The organism is Chitinophaga sp. (genome assembly GCF_035538455.1).
GTDB lineage: Bacteria > Bacteroidota > Bacteroidia > Chitinophagales > Chitinophagaceae > Chitinophaga.
This window is the reverse complement of sequence record NZ_DATLKJ010000089.1, coordinates 1-1,536: the sequence shown is the minus strand read 5'-3', so window position 1 is coordinate 1,536 and position 1,536 is coordinate 1. Positions and strand designations below refer to the sequence as shown.

Below are 1,536 nucleotides of genomic sequence, written 5' to 3'. Positions count from 1 at the left end.
CAGGTACCCGGATAAAATTGGGTAAAAATTACTTTTGAGACAGCCTCATTAAGTTCGAAACTATCCGGGGAATTAGCAGGAAGAATAATTTATCCTGATAAGTTTAGTATGCCGGACTAATCCTCCGCCGGAGATACTTTCAACGGGCTACTTCCGAACTGCCCCAAATCCGTCTCCTTCATACGTTTAATCCACACATTCCTTCCCGGAAATGCTGTGTCAAAAATATTATTGCCAATAGTTACATGCCGGCATCCATCGAGGTACACATTCACCTTACGGGAAAATGGCGGATACGTATTCGTATATATCATTCTGTTAGATGAAAACACCAGTGTATCTACGGAACGGGCGTACAGCAACGCATGGTCGAAATGCCTGAAGGTGTTCCCGGTGATACGGATGTTGTGATGATATGCCGGAGAGGCTGAATCTTTCGGAATAATAGAAGGTGTAATGGAAATAACTCCTTCTCCCCAGCGGGAGGTAAAACTGTTCTCAAAGTCATTGTTTTCAATAGCTACATCCCTCACTGCACCTGATTCATAATACACGGTCCGGTCGCCTTCAATGAGGATGGCTGAGCCCGCAGTATTGAAGTAGTTATTGGATATACGTACTTTGCCTGGACTGGTTACCAGTATCCCCCTTGCGCGGTGGCGCTTCATCACGCGGCAATTGGTGATCTCCACATCCGGGTTCTTGTCTATATTTTCCAGCAGATCTCCAATTTTGAGTATACCGGTGATATTCTCGTTGAACTTAATCCGGTGTCCTGTAACATCGTCGTTTTCCAATTCATCCTCCTGCCCTACCACGGATAAAATCTGCCTGCGCTGCATGGTAGCTGTATCCACACGCCAGGCTTTTTCGCCCTGCTCAAAGCCTATGTACCTATCATGCTGCGCCAGCAGCACTTCATGATCGCTCAATACTTCGACTACCGGGGCATACATACTATGTATATTGACAAAATCATCGCCCGCGCCGGTTACCGTGCATCCGTCGATCACAATGCGGCCTTTACAACCACTAAAATGCGTGGCGTCGGCTACGGTACTGAATACACGATTTTTCTTTTCATTGGCTATGATATTCACCTGCTTCAGGGTGATGTCTTCACATTCGGAAGCGCTGACCCCAGCACTCAGGGCATGGTAAATGTTGATTTTCTCCAGCCACAGCCGGCTGCTCTGCATCAGCTGTATACCATCGGTGATGTAATAGTCGTGGTAAAGGGCAATCAGCGTTCCGCGCTCCGGCTTCCTTTCAAGCGGGAAATGCAGCCGTACCAACCCATTCTCACGCAATTCAGCCGTGGCGTTCCAAATTTCCCCCAGAGGATTATCGGTGGTCTCGTATACGAGGTCTTTATTACCTGCATTGAAGATATTGTTGTAATTGGTGCCAATCTTACTTCTCCATTCCTCTCCTGTAAAGTAAAGTGTATCGTTCTTTATCTCGTACGGATATTCGTTTTTGTCTATCTTCAGATCCAGAAAGGTGTCGCTGTATCCCACAATCTCCGCCTGCGAA

The 1,536-nt window shown here is 46.9% G+C and carries 1 protein-coding gene; it reads right to left on the bottom strand.

Annotated features, from left to right (window positions below; translation table 11 throughout):
* Window positions 1–116: 116 nt before the first annotated feature.
* The coding region (locus VM802_RS10500) for a right-handed parallel beta-helix repeat-containing protein (protein WP_325530095.1) at window positions 117–1,536 on the bottom strand (1,420 nt) is incomplete at its 5' end.